This window comes from Streptomyces sp. 6N223 (assembly GCF_052246635.1).
In the GTDB taxonomy this organism is placed as follows: Bacteria; Actinomycetota; Actinomycetes; order Streptomycetales; family Streptomycetaceae; genus Streptomyces.
Window position 1 is genome coordinate 60,678 of record NZ_JBQQCA010000002.1, and the last position, 16,766, is coordinate 77,443.

Sequence of the window (16,766 nt, forward strand, 5' to 3'; positions counted from 1 at the left end):
GTATCCAGGGATCGTGTCTTCATGGAAGAGGGCACGGCCGACGCCGGGGGCCACTCGCTGACGTCCGTGTGCAGCAGGGTGAAAGCCCATGAACTCTCCGTACACCGTAGCGTTCGACAGCTTCGCCGAGGCCGGAACGAGCCGGCTCGGTGGCAAGTGCGCCGCGCTGGTCGCGATGACCCGGGCCGGCGCTCCGGTGCCGCCCGGATTCGCGGTGACCACGGATGCCTTTGAGGCACAGCTTGACCACGGAGGGTTGCGCCAGGCCGTCGACGACGCCCTCGCCGGGCTCACCGCCGATCCGGGCGCCGCTGCGGCGCGCGGCGCCGAGATCCGCGCCCTGGTGGGCGACCGGCCCGTGCACGCATCGGTCGCGGCGGCGGTGACGGCGGCGTACGAGAAGCTCTGCCGGGCCGTCGGCCGCCCTGACACCGCGGTGGCCGTCCGGTCGAGCGCCCAGCTGGAGGACCTGCCCGAGGCGAGCTACGCCGGGCAGCACGACACGTTCCTGTGGATCCGGGGCGCCGATGCCGTCCTCGACGCCGTTCAGCGCTGCTGGGCGAGCCTGTGGACCGACCACGCGATCACGTACCGCGCGGCCCATGGGCGGCCGGAGCGAGGGCTGCGCATGGCGGTCGGGGTGCAGCAGATGGTGGATGCCCGTACCTCCGGCGCCGCCGCGACCGTCAACCCGGCGGACGGCGACCCTTCGAAGATCGTGGTGGAGGCGATCTGGGGACTGGGGCAGCTCATGGCGTCCGGCCAGGTGACCCCGGATGCCTACCTGGTGGACAAGGTCCTGCTCACCACGGTACGGACGACGGTGTCGCCGAAGCACCAGGAACTGGTGCCCGCCCCCGACAGGCAGGGGCTCGTACGGCGGGCGGTCGAGGAGGGCCGTCAGCGGGTCCCCTGCCTGGATCCGCGGGAGGTCGTCGAGATCGCCCGTCTGGCCAAGACCGCCGAACGGCACTTCGGCTTCCCGCAGGACATCGAGTGGGCCGTCGACCGCCACCACCGGAGCACCTCCACGAGTACGGGCGCCACCCCGGTGCTGCTCCAGTCGCGGCCCGAGACGGTCTGGAGCCGCCGGCCGAGGACGCCTGCCCGGACCAGCCACGGCGCGGGCGCCTCCAGCATCAGCGACACCCTGCTCGGCCCCAGTGATGAAGGGACCACGTCATGACGACGGCGTCGCGCACGGCGTTCCCGAGCCCTTACGAGATGCCCGCACCTGCCGGCGCGGCGGGCTGGGAACGGCTGTACCCGTACCACATGCTCTTCCAGCCCTGGCGGCGTGCGGCCGAGGAGGGGCGGTTCTGGTTCCGCGACAGCCAGCACTGGCCCACCGTGGTGAAGCCGTTCGAGACGGTCGTCGTCGAACTCGCGTTCAAGGGCCTGGGCCAGTTCAACACCCGGCACTTCGTCGTGCCGCCCGCGTACGGCATCGCGTTCCGCGTCCACCAGGGCTACGTCTATCTGAGCCCGGTGGACGCGCCGGAAAGCCGGATCCCCGCCCGCGTGCCGCAGTTCCTGGAACGCGCCGGGTACTACTACGCGAACTGGGACAGGCTGCTGGAGAACTGGAAGGGCAAGGTCCTCGGCACCATCCGGGAACTGGAGTCGATCAGCTTCACCGAGCCGCCGGAGGTCCAGCCGTTCGAGGAGATCGAAGCGGGTGTCGGCCTGGATGCCGCCGATGCCCTGCTCGGCGGGTACGACCGGCTCCTCGCCCTGTGCCACCGCGCCTGGCAGTACCACTTCGAGTTCCTGAACCTTGGCTACGCGGCCTACCTGGACTTCTTCCACTTCTGCAAGCAACGGTTCCCGGGCATCCCGGACCAGGGCATCGCGGCGATGGTGACGGGCGCGGAGATGGAGCTGTTCCGCCCGGACGACGAGCTCAGGAAACTCGCCAAGCTCGCTGTCGCCCTGGGTGCCGACGGGGCACTGACCGTGCCCGACCCCGGGGAGCACACCCTGACCGCCGTCGGCCGCGAGCCGGGCGGCCGTGACTGGCTCGACGCCTGGAACGCCGCCCGCGACCCCTGGTTCAACTTCACGTCGGGCAACGGCCTCTACAGCAGCGACCGGTACTGGAGGGACACCCTCTCGCTTCCCCTGGGGTACATCCGCGACTACATCCTGCGCCTGCGGCGGGGCGAGACCATCGACCGGCCCCTCGCCGAACTCGTCGCCGAGCGCGAGCGGATCACCAGCGAGTACGCCGCACTGCTCGACTCCTCGGCACGCGCCGACTTCGAGGCGAAACTGAGCCTTGCCCGCCAGGTCTACCCGTATGTGGAGAACCACAACTTCTACATCGAGCACTGGTCGATGGGCGTCTTCTGGCGCAAGTCCAGGGAGCTGTCCGCCCTGCTGCACCGGGCGGGGTTCTGGCCCGGCGCGAACGACATGTTCTACCTCACGTGTGACGAAGTCCGGACCGCGCTGTTCGACTACGCGTCCGGGTGGGCGATCGGCGTCGAGCCGGCCGGACCCGGCCACTGGCCCCCGGAGGTGGAACGGCGACGCCGGATCGTGGCCGCGCTCGCGCGGCAGCGTCCGGAACCGGCACTGAACGAGCCTCCGGGAGAGGTCACCGAGCCGTTCAGCGTCATGCTGTGGGGCATCACCAGCGAGCGGATCCGGTCCTGGCTGGCAGCCCCGGGAGGCCCGGGCGACCTGGGCGACCTGGGCGACCTGGGCGACCTGACCGGCATGGCCGCCTCGCCGGGCGTCGTCGAGGGCACGGCCCGTGTGATCCACAGCCCCGACGAACTGGACCTCGTCCGGGAGGGGGACATCCTCGTCGCGCCGGTCACCGCGCCGAGCTGGGCGCCGGTCTTCGGCAAGATCCGCGCGACCGTCACCGACATCGGGGGAGTCATGTCCCACGCCGCCATCGTCTGCCGCGAGTACCGCCTGCCCGCCGTCACAGGGACAGGCTCGGCGTCCACCCGGATCAGGACCGGCCAGCGGATCCGTGTGGACGGCACGGCCGGCACCGTCACCCTTCTCGACTGACCAGCTACGTGCGACAGGAGACGCCATGCCCTCCAACAGAACGGCCCGCGAACCGCTGCCGGTGCCGGTGCCGGTGCTTCCGCTCGACACCTCGGAGATCCCCCCGGGCGACCCGCTTCCCCGGCCCGTGCCGTTGAGCGGCGTCCGGCGGGAGATATGGGACCGTGCCCTTCCCTACCTCGACGTGCGGGACAACGCCGCCCATTCGCTGTGCGCCTATGCGCTGGCGGCGGCGCTGATGGACGCTCTGCCGGGGGCGCGGGCGGACGTCGTGCTGCCCGCCGTACTCCTGCACGACACCGGCTGGAAGATGGTCGACCCCGCGGACATCCTGCCCGCCATCGCTGGGCGGTCCGGGCCTGCCGCGCACGAGACGATACGCAGGCACGAGACCGAGGGAGCCGCCATCGCCGCCCGCATCCTCTCCGACATCGGCTACCCCGCACGGGACACCGAGCGGATCGTCGCCATCATCGACGGGCACGACACCCGCCGCGATGCCCTCGGCGTGGACGACGCCGTGGTCAAGGACGCCGACAAGCTGTGGCGACTGACCCCGCACGGCCTGCGCACCATCGGCGCGTGGTTCGTCCTGGACCGGGACCAGACGCTGCGGTTCGTGGGGGCACGCACCTACGACCGGCTGCTCACCGAACCGGCCCGTGCCGTCGGTGCCGCACTCGCCGCCCTGGCCCGCACCGACCTCGGCGACCAAGCGACGCGCCCCGAGCGCCCCCCACTGCGGCGTAAAGGAGGGGCATGAAGTCGATTATTTAGGTTGATTATGGATATATCTGGCGTGATCCTTAAGGGCATGGACGCATATCCGCCGCTCGGAGTGGTCGTGACCGACCGGCAGGGACTGATCATCGGGTGGACAGCCGGAGCGGAGCGCCTGCTCGGGTACACCGACGCCGAGGCCCGCGGCCGGTCCGCGGCGGAACTGCTGGGCGCTCCCGCACTCGCGGGCGGGGAGCCGGCCCAGGGCCCGGGGGCCGCCGAGCCCGTTGAGCCCGCCGAGCCCGTTGAGCCCGTTGAGCCCGGTGAGCGGCACCCGGGCCTCGACGTGCGTCACAGGGACGGGCACCGGCTGAGCGTGGCCGTCTCCCGGCACGCATTCGCCCCTGAGGCGGACGGCACCGGGACAGGGTCCGGCAGCGTCCTGCTCATCGGCCCGCCGTCCGGGCAGGCGGCGGAGCGCCTGCGGCAGTCGCTGCCCGGCTGGATACTGCAGGACTCGCCCCTGGCCCTGACGGTGTACGACACCGATCTGTGCTGCGTGTGGCAGAGCGCCGCGATGCGGCGCCTCGGCGGCCTGCCGGACGAGGCCCGGCCTGGACGCCGGCTGACGGAGGTCTTCGGCGGCTCCGACGCGGTGGAGTGGGAGGAACGGCTGCGGCTGGCCATGGTCACGGGTGAGGAGCAGGTCAGCGAGCTCAAGGGCACCATCAGGACCGACCCCGGATCCCGTGTCTTCAGTGTCTCGGCGACGCCGCTGCTGGACGCGGAGGGCCGTACGCTCGGGGTCTGCGCCCTCGTCGGCGATGTGACCGACAGGCGTCGTGCCCGCGAACGGCTCTCCCTGCTGAACGACGCGAGCCTGCGCATCGGCAGCACCCTCGACATCGCACAGACCGCACGGGAGCTCACCGAGGTGACCGTACCCAGGTTCACCGACGTCGCCCGCGTGGACCTGCTGGAGGTCATCCTCCATGGCGACGAACCCGCTCCGGGGCCGCTGGCCGGCCCCGTACGGCTGCGGCGTATCGCGGAACTGACGCTGTCCGAGGGGGTCACCACGGCACAGCACACCGCCGGCGAAGCCGACGTGTACCTCGCGAACTCACCGGCCGCCCTGTGCCTGGCCACCGGCCGGTCCGCGCTGTACCGGACCAATGATGAGCCGCCGATCCGCAGCTATATCGACCAGACCCCCGAGCGGCAGGCGAAGGTCCGGCGGCTCGGGACGCACTCATGGATGCTCGTCCCGGTGAAAGCCAGGGGTACGACACTCGGCGTGGTGTGGTTCACCCGCACCCGGGGACTCCCGAGAGCTTCGGGGCGGACGACCTCTCCCTCGCCGAGGACCTGGTGGCAAGAGCGGCGGTCTGCCTGGACAATGCCCGGCGCTTCACCCGCGAACGCGCCGCGGCTCTCACTCTCCAGCGCAGCCTGCTGCCGCAGCGGATGCCGGAACAGTCCGCGGTCGAAGCCGCCTCCCGCTACCTCCCCGCCGCACAGCGTCCCGGCGTGGGCGGCGACTGGTTCGACGTGATCGGGCTCTCCGGAGCCAGGGTCGCGCTGGTGGTCGGCGACGTGGTCGGGCACGGCATCCACGCGGCCGCCACGATGGGCCGGCTGCGTACCGCCGTACGCACCCTCGCCGATGTCGACCTCGCGCCCGAGGAGTTGCTCACCCGCCTCGACGACCTGGTCATCCGGCTGTCGGCGGAGTCCGGGGCCGGCGCGGAGCCGGAGGGGACGCAGGTCGCCGGGGACATCGGGGCCACGTGCCTGTACGCGGTGTACGACCCGGTCTCCAGGCGCTGTTCCATGGCACTCGCCGGTCACCCGCCACCCGCCGTCGTGCGCCCGGATGGCACCGCCGGGTTCCTGGACGTCCCCGTGGGACCGCCGCTCGGACTGGGCGGGCTGCCATTCGAACCGGCGGACGTCACCCTCCCGGAGGGCAGCCTGCTCGCCCTCTACACCGACGGCCTGATCCATGCTCGCCACGCTGACATCGGAGAGGGACTCGACGCCCTGCGGGAGGCACTGGCCGCGCCGGCGGACTCGCTGGACTCGCTCTGCGACCACGTCGTACGCACGATGCTGCCCGACCACTCCGCCGACGATGCCGCCCTGCTCCTGGTGCGGTCCCGGGCCCTGGACAGGCGCAGGGTCGCCGTGTGGGACGTGGACGCCGAAGCCGCCGCCGTGGCGCGGACGCGGTCGGACGCCGTCCGCGTCCTTGACGAGTGGGGACTGGAAGAGGCCGCGTCGGTCACCGAACTGGTGGTCAGTGAACTGGTCACGAACGCCATCCGGTACGGCGACCCGCCGATCCAGCTGCGGCTGATCCACGACCGCATGCTGATCTGCGAGGTCTCCGACTCCAGCAGCACCGCACCGCATCTGCGGCGGGCCCGGGTGCTGGACGAGGGCGGCCGGGGCCTGTTGCTGGTCGCGCAGCTCACGGAGCGCTGGGGCACCCGGCAGACGGCGGCGGGCAAGACGATCTGGTGCGAGCAGCCCCTGGCCGCGGCCGGCGGCCCGCTCACTCCCCGGAGGGATTCGCCGCCACATGATCGCGCCGTATCCGGCCCCCGCGCGGCCTGAGCGGTTCCGGTTCCCCATTTCGCCCACTGGCGAGGGCGTGGACCCGACACGTTCTGAACCGGGCAATTTCCTAAGGCTTGTCGGGCCGCTCTTGCAGGACCTTGTTGATCAGATTGAAGATCAGGCATTCCCCAGGTGAGCGGTTCTCTTTGAGTCGATCAAGGTCAGCGGGGCCGAACCAGTCGTAGGCGGAGTGCTTGGACCACTCCAGCGCCGGGTCGTCCAAGTCGCCGTCGACCTCTACGAGATAGTCGGCTTCGTGCCGGACCCTGCCGTCGTCGTCTCCGACCCAGGTGGCGATGCCGAGCAGTCGACGCACCCGGCGGAGATTCCAGCCGGTCTCTTCTCGGACCTCGCGGGCGAGCGCCTCCAGCAGCGTCTCACCGGGCTCGACATGTCCGCCCACTATGTCCCAGGTGTTGGGGAAGAGGCGTCGGTCGGGGCTGCGCTTCTGGGCGAAGGCCTCACCGTGCTGATTCAGGATCACCGCGCCGACGGTCCAGACCTCCCCTTCCTTGGGCACTGGTATCTCAACGTCCTGGCCCACTTCGGCCGGCTGATCGTCCGCTGGCATGGGCGCCAGCGTAGATCAGGACGCGTTTCCGGTCCGAGAGCCGGGGACGTCGACGGCGTCCGATGCCCGCCGGGAGCTGATCAGCCAACTGAGACCAGGACTGAGACCAGCGCGGCGGATCACACTTTCCTGACCACGATGGAATGAGGGACCAGTTTCTCCATGTCGTCCAGCGCGTGGAATGCACCTTCCCGCCTGAGGTGGACCCGTTGAAGTGCGTGAACACGAAGGCGCACCTACGTGTCGGCGACGGCAACACAATTGCGTCCCGCGTGCACTTCCACGACGACGCCTCGCGTCCCGGCAAGGTCTGCGTCGGCTATTGCGGTCCCTTCCTGACCAACACCCGCACCTGATTTCCCAGCAGTCACGGAACGCGCCGTCAGTGCCCCTCGCGCGCCCCCCGTGCACACTGAGCCGGCCCTTTCGCCTCCAGCGACGCTGTATCTGCGGTGGTCCACCGCCCGAGACCACAGCCTGGAGGGGGGCGAGGTGCCGGAGGAGTGGATATGGGCTCTCTTGGCCGACTTCGGAGCCGAGTGCAGGGAGCGTCTGCGGGTCAGTGACACGGAGGCATCCATCAGCCTGCCGGTGGCGAAGCTGGTGGAGACTTTCGGTGCGCGCTGGAAGCTGAGTCCTCGCCTTCATCCCGAATACCCCTTGCCCGAGGCCCGGGTGCGCCCGGACTACGCGGTGGAGACATCGGGGCGCATCACCGGCTTCCTGGAGCTGAAGGCCCCTGGGCACGACGTCACACCCGACGGCTTCACCAAGCGGGATCGCGAGCAGTGGGAGCTGATGTGTCGGCTACCCAACGTGCTGTACAGCAACGGCCACACCTGGTGCTTGTACCGAGGCGGTTCGCGACCTCTCCGCATGGTCCGGCTCGATGGTGATCTTTACCGCTCCGGCAGACGGTTGCGTACCAGTGAAGCCGACGGTGCGGCGTTTCGAGATCTGCTGCGGGAATTTCTCGGATGGCAGCCGCAACATATCGCCACCGTAGGTCAGTTGGTAACGTCCATCGCTCCACTGTGCCAGTACCTGCGCGAGGAGGTGCTGGAGCAGCTTGCCCTCGAGCGCAGAGCACCAGACGGTCCCCGCAGCCGACGGCGTGTCCCTAAGCCCTTCACCGCTCTCGCGCACCACTGGAGCAAGGTGCTCTTCCCCTCGACCGATGGACAGGACCCCGACCACCTCTTCGCCGACCGCTATACGCAGACGATCGCCTTCGCCCTGCTGCTGGCCCGTATCGAGAACGTACCGCTCGCCGGCCGTAACTTCGGGGACGTTGCACGTGAGTTGAAGGCCGAGAACACGGTCATGGGACGAGCCCTGCAGTTGCTGACGGAGACGGTGGACGCTGAGTTCGCCCGCCGTATCGACACGCTCGTGCAGGTCATCGACGCCGTCAACTGGGAGGCGATCCGAGCCCAGAATCCTGACGCCCACGTTCATCTCTACGAGAATTTCCTACAGGAATACGACCGCGAGCTGCGCAAGCGCTCCGGCACGCACTACACCCCGCCCCGTCTCGTCAAGGAGATGGTCCGCTTCACCGACGCCGTACTGCGCACCCGCCTGAGTTGCGTAGAGGGGTTCGCCGACGAGCAGGTGACGATCGTCGACCCCGCGATGGGCACGGGCACATTCCTCAGCGAGATCATCGACAGGGTCGCCGAAGAGCGCTCCCGCCGTGGGGAGGGCTTCCGCGGCGAAGCGGTGGAACAACTGGCGGGCCGGCTGATCGGCTTCGAGCGTCAGATGGCCGCCTACGCGGTCGCCCAGATGAGGATCACCCAGACCCTCCGCGAGCAAGTCACCGACACTCAACTCGGCGATCTGCGACTCCATCTCGCCGACACCCTCGCAGACCCCTACGAGAGGGCCACGCTCTTCACGTTCCTGCCCGATGGCGATCCTCTGGTCGAAAACATGCGCAAGGCGGACTGGATCAAGCGTGAGCAGCAGGTCACCGTCATGATCAGCAACCCGCCGGACCGGGAGAGAGCCGAGGGGGAGGGCGGCTGGGTGGAGAAAGGCCGCGAGGACGAGGACAAAGCACCTCTGCTCGATGACTTCCGCCTCGGTGGCAGAAACGGAGTGCACGAGAACAAGCTCAAGAACCTGTACGTCTACTTCTGGCGCTGGGCCACCTTCAAGGTCTTCGAACAGCATCGTTCCGAGTCGGACCGCGGAATCGTCGCCTTCATCAGTACCGCGGGCTTCCTCAGCGGGCCCGGTTTCCGAGGGATGAGGAAGTACCTGCGTGAGACTTGTTCGGAGGGCTGGATCATCGACCTCAGCCCGGAGGGCATCCAGCCACCGATGCGGACACGCCTCTTCGAAGGCGTACAGCAGCCACTGACGATCGCCGTGTTCGTCCGCAGCAGGGCCGACACCGAACCCGCCCACATCAGGTACATCGCCCTGGACGGCACCCGTGAGGAGAAATACGCGCAGCTCGAGGCTCTCGAGCCGGACAGCGACCAGTGGCGGTCGGTGCGCCAGGACACCCACGCCCCGTTCACGCCCGCGGCACACGGAGCATGGGATACCTATCCCGCGTTGGATGATCTGCTGCCGTGGACAGTGCCCGGCATCTTGCCGAAGCGGACGTGGGTCTACTCCCCAGACTCCGACACGCTGCGCTCCCGATGGCGGAGGTTGACCGCTGAGACGGACATTGCCGAGAAGCGCGCCTTGTTCAGGGAGACCCAGAGCCGTACCGTCGACCGGCAGGTCAAGCCCCTCCCAGGCTCAGCGCAGCGAAGGCGGTCGATGCTGGAGGCGGGCCCCGAGTGCCCGGAACCGGCACTGTTCGCCTTCCGTCCTTTCGATCGGCAGTGGATCATTCCCGACAACAGGGTCCTCGACAGATGCTCGCCGGAGCTGTGGGAGAACCGGGCCGAGGGGCAGATACACATCGTGGAGCGGCACTCCGGACGTTTCGGCGACGGCCCCGCTACGCTGTTCACCGCGCTGATGCCGGATATGGATCACTTCGCCGGCTGGGGTGGTGGCAGGGTATTACCCCTCCTGCAGAAGGATGGCACCCCCAATGTAACCCCCGGCCTTCTCCAGCACCTTCGTAACTCCTTCGGTGGTCTGCCTGTCACCGCCGAGGATTTGGCCGCGTACATCGCCGCGATCACGGCCCACCCCGGTTTCCGCTCCCGCTTCGACGACGAACTCACCACCAACGGCGTCCGCGTACCACTCACCGGTGACACCACACTGTGGTCGGAGGCGCTGCCTATCGGGCGGAAGGTGATCTGGGCCTCGACCTTCGGAGAGAGGTTTGTGGATCCGGTGGCGGGGAGGTCTGATGGGCCTCGGGAGGTCTGGAGGACCGCGCAGCCGACGATCACGTACCGGAGGCAGGTCGGTAGGGGCGAACTACCCGAGAGCTTCGTCTACGATCCCGACGGTTTCGAACTCCACTTCGGCCAGGGCGTCTTCGGGCCGGTGAGTCAGGAGATGCGGGATTACCAGGTCAGCGGACAGAACGTTCTCGACGGCTGGTTGAAACGCAGGACGGGACCGCGGTCTCGCAGGGCTGTCAGCCAGCTGGACCACATCCGTCCCGACCGGTGGCGCCCCGCCTGGAGCGAGGAACTCCAGTACGTGCTCGCCGTCCTGTGGCATCTGGTCGAGCTGCAGTCGGCTCAGGATGGGCTGCTCGACGCTGTTCTTATGTCACCGCTGGTCAGCGTCGCCGAACTGCGGCGTCGGAACGTCCTGCCCGTCCCGGACACCGCACGCCGTTCCGCTCCCGCACCGATACAGACCGACCCCATCCCCGGGACCGAGGAGATCGAGGCACGCGAGCCGCACGCCGTCAGGCCACTCACCGCGGAGAGGGACTCTCCCGCCACCACTCCGATGACACGGTCACGGAGGAGCCGGAAATCCGGCGCTACTCAGCCACCCCGCAGAAGGCGACAAGATCCGTAGAGCCGATGCCTGACCGGTGTCATGGGTGAGATCTTGCAGTAGCGGTCCGGCTCAGGAGCCGCTCAGGTTGCGGGCGACGTCCTCGTTGGTGAGGGCGGTCGCTCCAAGGAGCGTCCCGACGGGTCGCCGATCTTGGACGTGACATCGCCGCTGATGAAGACGACGTGGTGGCCCATCCGCTGGAACCGGCACCGCGTGGCATCCCCAGGCCGGTGATCGCTGGAGTGCGGTTGTGGCACAAGGCCCCCGACGCCCGCGGCGCGCAGCGCTTCGTCACCAGGCCCTGGCCACCGCCCGCGAGGCTGGCTGGACCAGGACCCGCCTGCTGCGCGCCGATTCGACGTTCCACATCGCCGTCGTGGTCGCCGCCTGCCGCCGCACGGCACTGGCAGCCCTTATGGCCGGCGACCGCCGCCTACGAGCACTGTGCACCTGGCTCGGCGACCGCCACTTGGCCGTCTCCCCCGACCGTCTGCCAAGGTTCCGCAAGGAGCCGTTGCCCTGGGCTACCCCCTGGTCTGACGGCCACTCGTCGACGAGAGGAGCCTCGCTTCACCACATCCGGACTGATTGTCTCGAATGCCGGAAATAAACGCGACCACAACTGAGACCAGGGCATACCAATGGTCCCGGCCGCCGGAGCAGCCGGGATCATCATTTCGCCTGGTCAGGCGGGGCCGAGGATACGAGATCGAACTCGTGAGGGTGTGAACCCAACGCGTTTTCCAACTGTCCGTCCGGGTGTCCGGGCATGGTCGGAGGTGTTTTGACCTGCGGGGTGATCAGAGCCTGACGACTTTCCGGACGGTGCCGGACAGGTGCCAATGAGACCAGAACTGAGACCACGGCTGGGCTCGGCCCCGAGTTGATGGAAACGTCAGTTCCGAGGGCCGGCGCGGTAACGGCTTGTGGTGCCCCGGCCTCCGAGCAACTCGACGTCGCCTTGCTCGCGCAGGAGGTCGAGGGCGTACTGGGTCTGCCTGTTCGAGAGGCCGCAGGCCGCTCCGAGTTCCACGAGTGTGGCGGGTCCCTCCCGAGTGAGGTGGTCGAGGATCTTCCGGGCGTTGTCGCGGCGGCTGGTGTATCTGCGCGGGCTTCGGGTCGCGGTATCTGGCGAGGGCCGGGTGCCATGGCTCGCGAGTTGGTAGGCGCGGGCGCCGCCTTCGCCGACTGGCTCGGCCAGTCCGGCGGTGACCAGGCCGGTGAGTACGGCGGTGGCCTCGCGCGAGTCCATGGGATACGCCTCGCGCAATGACTTGTTGCTCCACACTGTGCCGTGCCGCATGGCTGCCAGAGCGTGGCGTTGGACGTCGGACAGGCCCCCGGCCGGTGTGATGCCGTTGAGCCAGGCGAGGTCGTCCGGGGCCAGCAGGACGTCGTTCGGTACGCGCACGGTGAACCGGATGCCCTGGTCGTGGAAGCGTGGCGGAACCATCCCCGCCGCGCTCAGGCTCGCGAGGATGGTAGGGACCCCGGAGGCAAGGGCCTCGATGACGCGCCGGTCCCGGCCTGAGCGGACGTTCTGGCAGATCCGGGCCAGGTAGCTATTGCGGGTGGAGGAGACTCCGACGGTGCCCAGGCTGCTGACGGTGAGCCCCCACAGCCCGCCCGGATTGCTGATCAGTAGCTGGTTGGGGTCGAGCTTGAGCGTGATGGCCTGGGTGAGGGCGTGCGGGCCCAGGTCGCGGTGGACCAGGGCGTTGGACAGCAGCTCCCGTACGGCTTCCGGCGGGTACTCGGGTTCGTCGTGTCCGTGGCCGTCGGCACCGAAGCGCACCCGGGTACGGGTATTGCGGGCCACCCAGCGCAGCGCCTCGTCCAACATCAGGGGGACAGGCCCGTCGAAACGCTTGGCGTCCCGGGCCCGCGTGCCGGGCGGATCGCCAGGCTGGGGCGCGACGCTCGCCTGGATGACCGCGTTGGGGACGAACTGCTGCGGATGGATAGCGAGCGCAAGGAGTCCGGCCAGGGTGGGGGTGCGCTCGGGGCCTGTGGTGACGCCGGTACGGAAGAGGATGTCCGCATCCGAGAGACGCACGAGGCTGGCGGACGAGCGACGGCAGGAATCCAGGTACGCCTCGACGAGAGCGGGATCCAGATCCCCACCCACGCTCGCGCCTTCTACCGCTGCCTGGTCGAAACGAGGGGTCTCCCGATTGGCGAGGAACGCCTGCTCCTCGACCTGCGACAGCTCGTAGTCACCGTCATTGGCGCGCAGATAAGCCCGCCCGTTCGCCCTGACCCGGACGGGCTTGGCCACGCTGGGCGCCTCGTGTACTTCGGCGGCGACCAATGAGGTGCCCTCGAACGCGACGGTCTCGGCCACAAAGGTGACCGGAGGGTCAAGCGCCTGGCGCGCCAGCGAGGCCAGCGCCGCCTTGCACGCTGTGACGTCGTACACACCCGACGCCGCGAAGCCCGCCTTCTCGTCCAGCCCGAACAGCAGCAGGCCACCGCCCGGGGTGTTCGCGAACGCCGAGACGGTGGTCGCGACCGACCGCGGGAACCCGCCCGCAGCGTGCTTGACCTCCACCTCCGCCAGGTCACTGCCCTCCGCACGAAGAACCGCGACGAGCTCGGGAAGCTGTGAGACATCCACAGCGGAAATCTACAATTAAACCCTCAAAGAAATCAACAATCTCAGTTTGGCAATTTCGCGCACTCGGCCCGCCGTGCACCGCAGCGAGCGCGCCCTGGAGGAAGCTGTATCCGGAGGATCCCCAGTACGGCAGCCTCGGCTACGACGGACACCACGACTGGCCTCTCTTCCCTCGGCAGCGAGAGCGTCTCCGGTGGGCTGGTCCCTGTGTTCGGCGTCGCCGCTGAACAGGTTCCGCCCCCAGGTAGGAGTTTCGCGCATGCTGGCCAGCTCTCAGGCCGTCGTGGTGCGTTCCTTCGACGACTTTCTCCGGCGTGCCGGGCGGTCCAGATGGACCATCACCGTGGTGTAGAAGCGGTGGACGCCGTCGTCGACGCTGCGGATGAAGCCGGACTCGGCGTTGCCCCGGGTGCTTCCCATCCCTGTCAGGAGGGACAGGCGGAAGCCCGTGATCTGGGAGCCGCTGGCATGGGGAAGCAGGTCCGCCGGCTCGGGGCGCAAACGTTCCAAGGTGCCCCGTGGGCCTGGCGCCTCGCCGTCGACCAGAGTCTCGATGTGGAGGTCCGCCGGTGCCTCGGCCAGGTGGCGGATGAGGCGTTTGGCCCATGCCAGGGGGTAGCCCTGCTCGGGGGCCGGGATCTCGACGGAGGTACGGAGCTTGCCGGTCCGCAGATCGGCGGTGACGGCGAGCACGCCGACCGCGTCCTCGATGCGTAGCTCCGCCCGAAGCCGCCCATCGGCGCAGAGCTCGTCGGCGAGGCGACTCCGGCGGAGGCTCGGGTCGCTGCCGCGCCTGGCCCGTTGGACGGGGAGGACCTTCTGCCCGATCTCGCCGCCGAGCCTGAGGCAGATGTGACGGATGAGCCGCTCCCAGCTTTCGATGACGTCCAGGGCGCGCGGGTCCCCCTGGGACAGGGTCTCTTCGTCGATTCCGTTGCGCACGGGGACCCAGGACCGGCCCATGTTCTGGAAGCTGTGGCAGCCGGAGTTCTCGTGCCGCAAGTAGTGCAGCAGCTGCTGGAGCAGCCAGGCGTGCGCCTTGTTTCCGACGCCCTCGTGGCGGATCAACATCTGTGCCTGATATGTGACTTCAGCCCACGACAGGTGCCAGAGCGCCACCTTGTGCTTGCGTCGTCCGTCGATCTTGACGTTGACGGGTGGGCCGCCGTCGAGCGAGACGTCGTTCGACAGCGTGATCACGGCCTCGTAGCCGCGGCGTGCGGCGATGTCCATGTACGCCTGCACCTGCTCGGCCTTGAGAGCGTGGCCGCTGGTCTTGGTCTCGAGTAACGCCGTCCACAGCTTGCCGGCCCGCTCTACGCGGATCACGCCGTCCGGTCGCCGTGGCGTGTCGCCGTGTGGCAGGGAGACCTCCGTGAACGTTTCCATGCGGCCGGCCGGCGCTCCGAACGCGGCGGTGAGCCTCCTGCCGAACTCCGGCACCTCTGCCATGACGGACAGCAGCACCGAGGTGGCGCGCGTCTCACGGTCCCGGTCGCTCTTCAGCCCCGACACGGGGAAGAGCCTGGCCTCCTGCCACGAGTCGTTCTCCGCCAGGGACTTCGTTGCGGCCTTGGGCAGCGTGATCTTCCTGCGCGCGGTGCGCGGTCGTGTCGTCCGCTTCGCCGGCCGGTGCTCGTCGGCGGGCGGACGGGGGGCGGGCATGGCCGGTGGTTTCGGCTCGCTGGCCGGGGCCGGTGTGGGCACCGAGGCGTGCCCGAGCGCCACGGCCTCGGCCCCGGTGCCAGCGCTGTCCGGTGCCTTCGCCGCGTCTGTATCCGAGTCGTCCCTTTCCGCGTCCGTGTCCGTGTCCGTGTCGTCGATGTCGACGCCGAAGTCCGTCGCCAGACCGGCCAGGCCATTGCCGTAGCCCTGTCCGACGGCGCGGAATTTCCACTCCTCCCCGCGCCGGTATATCTCACCGAAGATGATCGCGCTGACCGTGCCCGCGTCCTCGATGGCGAACCGGAGAAGCTTCTCGCCACCGCCGTCGCTCACCACCACCCGCAGGTCGTCCAGTTCCTCGAAGTGGGATTCGTCGTACCGGCTCGCGGCCACGACGATCCGGTCGACGTCGGGCGGAACCGAGGTCAGGTCGAAACTGATCCGGTCCTCGTTGCCGTCCGCCGTGGGCGTCTTGCCCAGCACCTGCACGCTCCCATCGGCGGCGACGGGGTTGTTGTAGAAGTAGAAGTCGTCGTCACTGCGCACCTTGCCGTTCCCGTCCAGCAGCAGGACGGACACGTCCGCGTCGCTCTCACCGGTGGGGCTGACCCAGCCCAGGCTGACGATGAGCGAACCGATGTCCTCGCTCAGATCCCCCAAGCTCACATTGGAGCCCTTGACCATCTCGTGCACGGAGTCTCCCATCTCCCGCCTGGCAATCGCCCGATGTGTGTGGCGTGCCACGCTCGGTAGAGCGTAAGCCCCGGAGTGAGGTCATGGGGAGAGACGGGATGGCGGCGGATGCGGCCAGCTCGTACCAGATCGGATAGCGGGGTCTTCTCCGGGAAGCCGACTCCGAGATCCGAATGATTGATCTGGCGGCCTTCTACGGATCGGCCCTCGGCCGGCCCTGACCGACGCCGACAGCGAGGCTGTCCGAAGGAGCAACATCACGACGAATCCCACGGAGATCGCCAAGGCGAGGCGTGGGCGGTGTGGTGTTTCGTGCCCTCCCGCGTACGTCGTCAGCGTCGTGTCCACGGTGTGGGGAGAACTCCGAACGGGTGCACGGCCGGTACGAGCGGCGCTGGGCGGGCTGCCGGTGGCGATTGAACTGCTGATACGGCGATTCAAGTGCCTGACGACCGACTGTCGGACGGGCCGTTGAGGAGAGCATGCACGGCGAAGAATCGACCTATATATCGCTATATGCCAGATACGAATGAGACCAGAACTGAGACCAGCGCAAGCCAAACGGCTCCGGCCACAGAGTGGACGGAGCCGCATTTTGCCTGGTCAGGCGGGGCGGAGGATACGAGATTCGAACTCGTGAGGGTGTGAACCCAACACGCTTTCCAAGCGTGCGCCCTAGGCCTCTAGGCGAATCCTCCGCCGGACACGATACAAGACCGGCCAGGGCGGTAGCGAACCGCTTGTGGGTGGGGCGAGGGCGGTGGGTGGGGCGGTGCGGGATCCGGTAGGCTGGCGGAAGCCCCTCGCGCGGCGTTATCCCGCTGAACTCCCCCAGGGCCGGAAGGCAGCAAGGGTAGGTGGGCTCTGTCGGGTGCGCGAGGGGCCCTCGTGTGTCAGTGGGGGCCGATATCG

The 16,766-nt window shown here is 68.7% G+C and carries 11 protein-coding genes, 1 tRNA gene and 1 other RNA gene; 9 read left to right on the top strand and 4 right to left on the bottom strand.

Annotation, left to right across the window (positions count from 1 at the left end):
- Positions 1 to 88: 88 nt before the first annotated feature.
- Genes ACTWQH_RS02010 through ACTWQH_RS02030 form a run of 5 tightly spaced genes read left to right on the top strand, consistent with a single transcriptional unit; the run spans position 89 to position 6,366 of the window.
- Positions 89 to 1,186 (top strand): PEP/pyruvate-binding domain-containing protein, encoded by a 1,098-nt coding sequence (locus ACTWQH_RS02010; protein ID WP_443284519.1) that lies wholly within the window; start codon positions 89 to 91, stop codon positions 1,184 to 1,186.
- Positions 1,183 to 3,027 carry a PEP-utilizing enzyme gene (locus ACTWQH_RS02015; RefSeq protein WP_443284520.1) on the top strand — a complete coding sequence of 615 codons (1,845 nt, stop codon included), beginning with the start codon at positions 1,183 to 1,185 and terminating at the stop codon, positions 3,025 to 3,027. Before ACTWQH_RS02010 ends, ACTWQH_RS02015 begins: the two co-directional genes overlap by 4 nt.
- Before the next feature lie 25 nt (positions 3,028 to 3,052).
- A complete protein-coding gene (locus tag ACTWQH_RS02020) occupies positions 3,053 to 3,790 on the top strand; it encodes an HD domain-containing protein (protein ID WP_443284521.1) in 738 nt (245 codons plus the stop codon).
- A 51-nt stretch (positions 3,791 to 3,841) separates the two neighbouring features.
- A complete protein-coding gene (locus ACTWQH_RS02025; protein WP_443284522.1) occupies positions 3,842 to 5,302 on the top strand; it encodes a PAS domain-containing protein in 1,461 nt (486 codons plus the stop codon).
- Positions 5,278 to 6,366 (top strand): ATP-binding SpoIIE family protein phosphatase, encoded by a 1,089-nt coding sequence (locus ACTWQH_RS02030; RefSeq protein WP_443284523.1) that lies wholly within the window; start codon positions 5,278 to 5,280, stop codon positions 6,364 to 6,366. Before ACTWQH_RS02025 ends, ACTWQH_RS02030 begins: the two co-directional genes overlap by 25 nt.
- Positions 6,367 to 6,436: 70 nt before the next feature.
- Here ACTWQH_RS02030 and ACTWQH_RS02035 read toward each other — a convergent pair whose 3' ends face one another.
- Complete coding sequence (locus ACTWQH_RS02035) at positions 6,437 to 6,940, bottom strand: NUDIX hydrolase (RefSeq protein WP_443284524.1); 504 nt, start codon at positions 6,938 to 6,940, stop codon at positions 6,437 to 6,439.
- A 143-nt stretch (positions 6,941 to 7,083) separates the two neighbouring features.
- Between ACTWQH_RS02035 and ACTWQH_RS02040 the strand changes: the two genes are divergently transcribed.
- Entirely contained in the window at positions 7,084 to 7,296 is a 213-nt protein-coding gene (locus tag ACTWQH_RS02040; RefSeq protein ID WP_443284525.1) for a hypothetical protein, read from the top strand.
- Positions 7,297 to 7,531: 235 nt separating this feature from the next.
- Positions 7,532 to 10,897, top strand: coding sequence for a type ISP restriction/modification enzyme (locus ACTWQH_RS02045; protein ID WP_443284526.1), 3,366 nt, complete (start codon positions 7,532 to 7,534; stop codon positions 10,895 to 10,897).
- Positions 10,898 to 11,774: 877 nt separating this feature from the next.
- Here ACTWQH_RS02045 and ACTWQH_RS02050 read toward each other — a convergent pair.
- Complete coding sequence (locus tag ACTWQH_RS02050) at positions 11,775 to 13,496, bottom strand: ATP-binding protein (protein WP_443284527.1); 1,722 nt, start codon at positions 13,494 to 13,496, stop codon at positions 11,775 to 11,777.
- A 273-nt stretch (positions 13,497 to 13,769) separates the two neighbouring features.
- Entirely contained in the window at positions 13,770 to 15,845 is a 2,076-nt protein-coding gene (locus ACTWQH_RS02055) for a TerD family protein (protein ID WP_443284689.1), read from the bottom strand.
- Between the two features lie 314 nt (positions 15,846 to 16,159).
- Here ACTWQH_RS02055 and ACTWQH_RS02060 point away from each other — a divergent pair, with 314 nt between their 5' ends.
- On the top strand, positions 16,160 to 16,282 hold the full coding sequence (locus tag ACTWQH_RS02060; protein WP_443284690.1) for a transposase family protein: 123 nt from the start codon (positions 16,160 to 16,162) through the stop codon (positions 16,280 to 16,282).
- Positions 16,283 to 16,467: 185 nt separating this feature from the next.
- On the opposite strand, the gene ACTWQH_RS02065 is transcribed toward ACTWQH_RS02060, so the two are convergent.
- Positions 16,468 to 16,552: transfer RNA gene (locus tag ACTWQH_RS02065), tRNA-Ser, on the bottom strand.
- Positions 16,553 to 16,649: 97 nt separating this feature from the next.
- Here ACTWQH_RS02065 and ffs point away from each other — a divergent pair.
- An RNA gene (ffs, locus tag ACTWQH_RS02070) (signal recognition particle sRNA small type) lies at positions 16,650 to 16,744 on the top strand.
- Positions 16,745 to 16,766 lie beyond the last annotated feature (22 nt).